The following is an 8,626-nucleotide window of genomic DNA, read 5'->3' as shown; positions in this document are numbered from 1 at the left end:
GATGGCCAGGTGGAGCGCCGGGAGGCGCAGCGCCTGCCTTGGGCGCGCGCGGTGCCTTGCCGCGCGAGGTGGGTACGTTAATCCCGCCTCCAAGGGTACCCGCTGGTGCCCTGGCGCCTCCCGCCGCTCCATCCCCTCGCGGGGTTCGCGAGGACTGGCAAACCTCGGACGCAGTGCGCCGCGAGAACACGGAAGCTTGGCTGTTTGAAACTGTGGATTAAAAATTTAACGCAAGACGCTGCCATATCCTCAGCGTCGCCCCCGCAGGCGGGGACCTGTGTCGCCGATGTTCTGGTTAGCGTCAGTATCCTTGTTGAACCGCCTCGCTGAAATCATAACCGCCAGGGGGTATGGTCCCCGCGCAGGCGCTAGGGCATGCACACATCTTTTTTGCTGACGAAAAGACCAACGCTGCCGTCATCCTGAGGTGCTCGCCGTCTTCGGCGAGCCTCGAAGGAGGGCCACAAGTGCCCGCGGCCATCCTTCGAGACGCCGCGCAAGCGCGCGGCTCCTCAGGATGACGGTTGAATGTGTGGCTCGGAAATGTGCTGTAACGATGTGTGCATGCCTTAGCGCCTGCGCGGGGACGACGTAAGATCCGGCAGCCCGCACCATAGCCCCGGACTCAGACATGCCGACCCGCGGCATGGCCGGATGACCAGGCCCACTGGAAATTGAAGCCGCCGAGATGGCCGGTGACATCCACCACCTCGCCGATGAAATACAGCCCAGGCACGGATTTCGATTCGAATGTCTTCGAGGACAGTTCAGTGGTGTCGACGCCGCCGAGCGTCACCTCCGCGGTGCGATAACCCTCGGTCCCGTTGGGCCTGACGTGCCACGCCTTCAAAGCCGCAGTCACCCTCGACAAAAGCTTGTCGGAAAAATCCGCAAGCCGATCAGGACCGCCGATCATGTCGGCGACGGTCTGGGCGAGCCGCTTAGGGAGTAGCCCGGCCAGCGCCGTCGCCAGTTCCTGCCGCGGATGGTCGCGGCGCAACTGTTTCAGCATTGCGAGGACATCGCGCTCCGGTGCCATGTCGATGACAATGTCCTCGCCCGCACGCCAGTACGACGATATCTGCAAAATTGCCGGGCCGCTCAGTCCGCGATGCGTGAACAGCAGCGCCTCATCGAAACGGGTCTTGCCGCAACTCACAACGCAATCGACCGAAACGCCGGACAGATCCCTGAATTTTCCAAGCAGGTTCGCGTCAAATGTCAGCGGCACCAGCGCCGCGCGCGGCGGCACGATCTTGAGGTTGAACTGCTCGGCGATCCTGTAGCCGAATCCGCTGGCACCCATTTTCGGAATCGACGGCCCGCCGGTGGCGACCACCAGCGAGCCGCCGCGAAACTCGCCTTGATCCGTCGTAACGACAAAGCCCTCCTCGCCTTTCGCGATGGCCGAGACGCGAACGCCGAGGCGCAATTGCGCGCTTCGGCATTCTTGTCTTAGCAGGTCGATGATCTGCCGCGACGAGCCATCGCAGAACAATTGCCCGCGCGTCTTTTCGTGCCAGGCGATGCCGTAGGTCTCGACCAGCGCGATGAAGTCGTACTGGGTGTATCCGTTGAGCGCCGAATGGCAGAACCGCGGATTGTCGGACAGAAAATTCGCAGGCGAGGTGTGAAGGTTGGTGAAATTGCATCGCCCGCCGCCGGAGATCCGGATCTTTTCGCCGGGATGCCTCGCCTGCTCCAGTACCAGCACCGAGCGGCCGCGCCTGGCAGCGATGCCGGCACACATCAACCCCGCCGCTCCCGCGCCGAGGATGATGACGTCGTAGAAGATCGACGGGCGAGCCAGGCTCATTCCACCAGCAGCACATCTACCGCGACGCCGAGCTTCTGCCTGCGCGATCCCACGATCACGCCGTCCACCGGCGAGACGTCGCAAAAATCCCGCCCGACAGCGAGCACGATGTGGTCGTTCGCGACCAGAATATCGTTGGTCGGGTCGAAGCCGACCCAGCCGATTTCCTCGCCGCACCACACCGATACCCACGCATGGGTGGCGTCGGCGCCCTGCAGCCGCGGCTTGTCCGGCGGCGGGATGGTGCGCAGATAGCCGCTGACATAGGCCGCCGGCAGCCCGAGTCCGCGCAGTCCTGCGATCATGGCATGGGCAAAATCCTGGCACACGCCGTGGCGCTTCTCGAACACTTCCCTTAGCGGCGTGGAGACCACCGTCGCCTTCTTATCGTATTTGAATTGGGTGCGGACGCGATGCATTAGATCAACGGTGCCGGCCAAGATCCCGCGCCCCGGAGGAAAGCTTTCCGCGGCGTAAGCCGTACCGAGATCGAGCACCGGCACCAATGGACTCGCAAAGACGTAGCCGATCGGCGACGCAGCCCCCAATGTGTTGGCCTCGAAGGCGGCTTCGCGGACACTTTCCCATGCGGGGCTGTCGGCGTTGCGGCCCGGCGCACGGCGGGACAGAGTTATCCGCGAACGGGAATCGATGCGCAGGGTACGATGCGGCGTTTCGATCAGCACGGTTTCGATGCGCGTTCCGAAGAAGTCGGAGCGCGCCGTCCGGTCGGCGGGCCGCGGCCTGATATCGACCACATGCGACACCAGTTGCTGGCCGTCGCCGCTTTTCGGCTCCAGCCGCAGCGAGCACCGCGCGAAGCTGACCGGACTCTCATAGCTGTACGTCGTGACGTGGCGGATGTCGTAGATCACGCGAGGCCGGTCAGTTTTTCGGGCCGACTCGCACTGGCGCCGTGCGGGAAATAATGCGAGCCGATGGCGTCGGCGAGCGTGAGCAAGTCCTGCTCCAGCGCGAACAGCGATTTGCTGTCCAGTTCCGCGGCTTCGCCGGTCGTCAGTGTCGCCCGCAGCGCAACCGCAAGCCGGTGCGGGCGCTCGATCAAGCCGCCCTCGTTCAACGCCGGCAGGCCGGCGATGTGATCGTTCAGCGCGGAAACCTGAAACGCTACCGATCTCGGATTATAGGGATCGAGTATCACGAGATCGCGCACCGGGGCCAGCAAGGGCGCGACCAGATAGCGCGAACGGTAGGTGATCTGGCAATCCACCAGCGTCAGCAGGATGTCGAGGTCTTCATCGCCGGCTTCTTCATAGGCAAACTGGCGCGCGAGGCGCGCCGTGTTGATGGCGCGTTCGGCGCGGCGGCCCATATCGAGAAAGCGCCAACCGGCGGCGCGGTTCATGTTCTCCTGCGAGAGGCCCGAGAACGTCGCAAGCTCGCGCAGCGTCAATTCGGCGGCGCTGACCACGCCGTCATCATCGTGGACTTCCTCGGACAGCCGCGCCTCCATCTCGGTGATGACCTGCCAGGCATCCGGCGACAGCCGTTCGCGCAATGAGGCCGCCGTTCGCCGCGCGGAGCGGATCAGGGACAGCGCCGAGCCGAACTTGTCCGCGGCCTGCAGCGCTTCCGTTGCGATCCTCGCCGTCTGCGACCGCGCGCCCGATGACGCCGCGCCCCAGGCCACCAGCAACCGCACAATGCGGTCCACCGAATGCTGCGAGGTCGCGGCGCGGCTGTGATCGCGCTGCAGGCCGAGCGCGCGCACCAGGCGCAACGTCGCCTCGGCGCGCTCGAGATAGCGCCCCAGCCAAAACAGGTTGTCGGCGGCGCGGCTCGGCAGCACGCCTGCGACGCGCCTGATCCGCACGCTATCCGAGGCCGGCAGCAGCGTGGTGGTCGAAACCGCCTTGTCGGAGACGACCCAGACGTCGGCCGCGCGGGTGCCATCGCCCATCGAAACCGCACGCGCATCGAGCTGGTCTGCGATCCGGCAGAAGCCGCCGGGCATAACGGTCCAGCCGTCCTGCGTGGCAGCCGCGAACACCCGCAGCACGAACGGCCGCGGCGTGATGTGGCCATTGTCCCACACCGGCGTGGTCGACAGCCGCACCAGTTCCTGGCCGACAAAATCGAGGCCGCGATGTTCGATCGCCGTCTTCAGCCGATCGCGCTCGCTTGGCGAGAGCTCGGAAGCCAGCACCGGGCCGTTGCCGGGAAAGCCGGGCACGCCCCTGACATAGGCGCCTTCGATGGCGAAATCGTCGAGCCGCGACAGCACCTGCTCGCGCGCGGACTTTTGGCCGCACCACCACGTCGCGATGTGCGGTATCTTCAATTCCTGGCTGAAAAAGCGCCGGCTCAGGCTCGGCAGGAAGCCCAGCAGCGCACGCGCTTCCATCACGCCAGACCCCGGCATATTGGCGACGACGACACCTTTCTTGCGGATCACATCGATCAGGCCGGGCACACCGAGTTCCGAGTGGGCGTCAAGCTCAAGCGGATCGAGAAAGTTGGAATCCACCCGGCGCAGCAGCACATCGAGCCGCTTCAGCCCGGCGACGGTGCGGATATGGATACGGTCGCCGCTGACGGCGAGATCGTCGCCCTCGACCAGCAGGAATCCGAGATAGCGCGCCAGCGTGGCGTGCTCGAAATAGGTTTCGCTGAACTGGCCCGGCGTCAGCAGCCCGATGCGCGGTTCGTCGCGGTCGGCGCTGGCGCGCAGGCTTTCGCGAAACGCCTCGAAGAACGGCGCCACCCGTTCGACATTCATCGACTTGTACAGAGAAGCGAAGGCGCGCGACAACACCAGCCGGTTTTCCAGCGCATAGCCGGCTCCCGAGGGCGCTTGCGTGCGATCGTTCAGGACCCACCAACCCCCGTCGGGGCCGCGGCCGATGTCTGCGGCATAGAGATTGAGGTATCGCCCGCCGGGCGGCTTGACGCCGCACACCGAGCGCAGATATTCCGCACTGCCGGCGATGGCCGCCGCCGGCACCGCGCCTTCCGCGACCAGGCGGCCCTCGCCGTAGAGATCGTTCAGCACCAGCTCCAGCAGCTCCGCGCGTTGTACGATGGCCGCGCATAATTCCTGCCATTCGGCGTCACCGATCAGCAGCGGCAGATGGCTGAGCGGCCACAGTTTGTCGGCGGCTTCGCCGGGCGCGCGATAGGTGACGCCGGCTTCGCGCAGATGCCGGTCGGCGGCGCCGAAGCGCCGTTCGATATCGGCAGGCGTCAGTGCCGCGAACGCCTCGAAAAACCGGGTCCAGACTTCGCGCGGCGCGCCGTCCTGCGCGATGTATTCGTCGGGAATTCCGGGCAGGCGGACGTAGTCGCGGGTCCATAGCGCCACGCGGCGATGCCCCGGACGGGCCTTGCTTGCCTGACTAGTTCCGGCTTGCCTCACCATGCGATTCTTCTAGCACATCTCAATGGCGGAGCGGCGTCCGCAAGTCGAGGGTCAACGGGAATTCGATCGTGCGTTCCTCGCGCGGCGGGTCGATCTTGCCCGGTGTATGGCCGTGGTCCTGAAACCGTGCCAGCCGCCGCGCCTCGGCTTCGTAGGAATTGACGGGTTTGGTCTCGTAAGTGCGCCCGCCGGGATGGGCGACGTGATAGACGCAGCCTCCCAGCGACAGGCCATTCCAGATATCGACAATGTCGAATGTGAGCGGCGCGTGCACCGGAATGGTCGGATGCAGGCCCGACGCCGGCTGCCAGGCCTTGAAGCGGACCCCCGCGACTGCCTCGCCGGAGCGGCCGGTCTGCGTCATCGGCATCCGCCGTCCATTGCAGGTGACCACATGGCGGCCCTCGACAAAACCCGAGGCCTTGATCTGCAAGCGCTCGACCGACGAATCGACATAGCGCACGGTGCCCCCGGCCGAGCCCTCCTCGCCCAGCACATGCCAGGGCTCCAGCGCTTGGCGGACTTCCAGCGCGACGCCGCCGTGCTGAACCCGGCCGAACGCCGGAAAGCGAAATTCGAGCTGCGCCTCGTACCAATCAGGCGAAAAATCGTAGCCGCATTGCTTCAGTTCGGCGAGCACGCCTAAAAAATCTTCCCAGAGGAAATGTGGCAGCATGAAGCGGTCGTGCAGCGTGGTGCCCCAGCGCACGAACTTGCCGTCCTGCGGCTCGCGCCACAATTTGGCGACCAGCGCGCGGATCAGCAGCTGCTGCGCCAGCGACATCCGCGGGTCGGGCGGCATCTCCAGCGCGCGGAATTCGACCAGGCCGAGCCGGCCGGTGGCGCCGTCGGGAGAGTAGAGCTTGTCGATGCAGATTTCGGCGCGGTGGGTGTTGCCCGTGATATCCACCAGGATGTGCCGGAACAGACGATCGACCAGCCATAGCGGCGCCTTGATTCCCGCCGGCGGCACATGCGCCAGCGCGATCTCCAGTTCATAGAGGCCGTCGTGGCGGGCCTCGTCGATGCGCGGCGCCTGGCTGGTCGGCCCGATGAACATGCCGGAGAACATGTAGGACAGCGATGGATGCCGCTGCCAATACAAGACAAGGCTCTTGAGCAAATCCGGGCGGCGCAGGAACGGCGAATCCGAAGGCGTACCGCCGCCGACCACCACATGATTGCCGCCGCCGGTGCCGGTGTGTCTGCCATCGACGAGAAAACGATTGGCACCGAGCCGGACCTGCGCGGCATCTTCATAAAGGCCGAAGGTGATATCGACGGCTTCACGCCAGCTTTGCGCCGGCTGGACATTGATTTCGATCACGCCGGGATCGGGCGTCACCTTGATGACTTCGACGCGCGGATCGAATGGCGGCGGATAGCCCTCGACGTGCACCTGCATCTGCATCTCCTCGGCGGTCGCCTCCACCGCCGTGACCAGTTCGAGATAATCCTCCAGCTTCTCGACCGGCGGCATGAATGCGCACAAAATGCCGTCGCGGATTTCGATCGACATCGCCGTGCGCACGCCGCCGCCCCTGAGTTGCTGCTCCTGCACCTGTTGAGGCGGCGCCGCGCCGGTTCGAGCCGTCGCGTCATATACCGGAAGCGCCTCGCGCGGCTCCAGCGGGTCCTGCTCGACGACGTAAGGATAATCTTCGGCGGGAATATGCGGCAGCGATGACAGCGGCAGCCGCAATCCCATCGGGGAATCGCCGGGGGTGAGGAACAGGTTGCCGCGGCGCAGTTTCCAGCGCTCGCTCTTCCATCGCGCGGAGGACCGGCTCGCTTCCGCGTTCCAGCGCTGGATCGGCAACACGAACCCCTTCGGGATGTTGAGCCCCTGATCAAACACCCGCGCCATGCGCGAGCGCTCTTCGGGATCGGCGAGCTTGGAGTCGCCGGGATCGACATTCGGCGGCAGGCCGGCTTCCTTCTGCAGCCAGTGCGAGGGATCCTCGAACGCCGGCATGATGAACTCGGAATCCACCCCGAGCTTTTTGGCAGCCGCTTCCGCGAAGCGTTCGGCCTCGGCGATGCCGGCCTTGCGCGGGCCCTCGACGGTGGCAATCAGGCTGTCGTTCTTCCAGATCGGCACGCCGTCCTTGCGCCAGTACAGCCCGAAGGCCCAGCGCGGCAGGCTTTCGCCGGGATACCATTTGCCCTGCCCGTAATGCAGCAGGCCGCCCGGCGCAAAGCGCGTGCGCATCCGCCGGATAAGATCATCGGCAAGGCCGCGCTTGGTCGGGCCGACCGCGGCGATATTCCATTCCGGCGACTCAAGGTCATCGACGGAGACGAAGGTCGGCTCGCCACCCATGGTCAGGCGCACGTCGCCGGCTTTGAGATCGGCATCGACCTGCTCGCCAAGCTTGTCAAGGCGCGCCCAGGCTTCGTCGGAGAAAGGCTTGGTGATCCGCGGCGCTTCGCGGATGCGCTTGACGTTCATCTCGAACCCAAACTCGACTTCCGCAAAGCCGGCGCTGCCTGAGATCGGCGCGGCCGAACGATAATGCGGCGTGGCGGCGACGGGGATATGCCCCTCACCGGTCAGCATGCCCGAGGTGACGTCGAACCCGATCCAGCCGGCGCCGGGAAGATAGACTTCGGCCCATGCGTGCAGATCGGTAAAATCGTTTTCGACCTCGCGCGGTCCCTCGACCGGATCGATATCGGGACGCAATTGAATGAGATAGCCGGAGACGAAGCGCGCCGCGAGACCGAGGTGCCGCAGCGTTTGAATGAGCAGCCACGCCGAATCGCGGCACGATCCCGCGCCGGATGCCAGGGTGTCCTCCGGCGTCTGGATGCCGGGCTCCATGCGGATGATGTAGCGGACCTGGTCGCGCAGTTTTGCATTGAGGTCGACCAGGAAATTGACCGTGCTCGGCGCCTCCCGCGGAATGCCCGCGAGATATCTCGCGAACAGCGGTCCAGGCTCGATGGTCGCAAGATACGGCGCGAGTCCGGTCTTGAGATCATCGGTGTAGGCAAACGGAAAACTGTCGGCATAAGGCTCGACAAAGAAATCGAACGGATTGATCACGGTCATCTGCGCCGTGAAGTCGACTTCGATCTTCAGTTCCGTCGCCTTTTCCGGAAACACGAACCGCGCCAGCCAATTGCCTTGCGGATCCTGCTGCCAGTTCACGAAATGATTGGGGGGCGTGACTTTGAGCGAATAGCTCAGGATCGGCGTGCGCGTGTGCGGCGCCGGACGCAGCCGGATGGTTTGCGGGCCGAGATCGATCGGACGGTCGTATTTGTAATGCGTAACGTGACGTAGTGCGACGAAGATCGACAAGGTGAGGCAACTCCAGCAGCTTTTTTAAGCAGAACACCGCTGCAGGCCCCGATCAAGCACTAACAACGGGCATGGAGTGCCTATGAGAGATGCGGGGGCAAGTATCGTCGTTCCGGGATGGTCC

General features: G+C 64.9%; 4 protein-coding genes. All 4 read right to left on the bottom strand.

From position 1 onward, the window contains the following. Positions 1-625 precede the first annotated feature (625 nt). Genes VGP39_RS24670 through VGP39_RS24655 form a run of 4 tightly spaced genes read right to left on the bottom strand, consistent with a single transcriptional unit; the run spans position 626 to position 8,502 of the window. Complete coding sequence (locus tag VGP39_RS24670) at positions 626-1,816, bottom strand: NAD(P)/FAD-dependent oxidoreductase (protein ID WP_327570705.1); 1,191 nt, start codon at positions 1,814-1,816, stop codon at positions 626-628. After that, the gene (locus VGP39_RS24665) at positions 1,813-2,691 is read right to left on the bottom strand and encodes a transglutaminase family protein (protein ID WP_327570704.1); all 879 of its coding nucleotides are present in this window, start codon (positions 2,689-2,691) and stop codon (positions 1,813-1,815) included. Before VGP39_RS24665 ends, VGP39_RS24670 begins: the two co-directional genes overlap by 4 nt. Further along, positions 2,688-5,195 carry a circularly permuted type 2 ATP-grasp protein gene (locus VGP39_RS24660; protein WP_327570703.1) on the bottom strand — a complete coding sequence of 836 codons (2,508 nt, stop codon included), beginning with the start codon at positions 5,193-5,195 and terminating at the stop codon, positions 2,688-2,690. The genes VGP39_RS24665 and VGP39_RS24660 overlap by 4 nt, the downstream gene beginning before the upstream one ends. A 19-nt stretch (positions 5,196-5,214) precedes the next feature. Beyond that, positions 5,215-8,502 carry a transglutaminase family protein gene (locus VGP39_RS24655; RefSeq protein ID WP_327570702.1) on the bottom strand — a complete coding sequence of 1,096 codons (3,288 nt, stop codon included), beginning with the start codon at positions 8,500-8,502 and terminating at the stop codon, positions 5,215-5,217. Between the last annotated feature and the right edge of the window lie 124 nt (positions 8,503-8,626).

This window comes from Bradyrhizobium sp., assembly GCF_036009065.1.
Classification (GTDB): Bacteria; Pseudomonadota; Alphaproteobacteria; order Rhizobiales; family Xanthobacteraceae; genus Bradyrhizobium.
The sequence above is the reverse complement of the archived record's forward strand: the minus strand, read 5'-3'. Positions and strand labels throughout refer to the sequence as shown.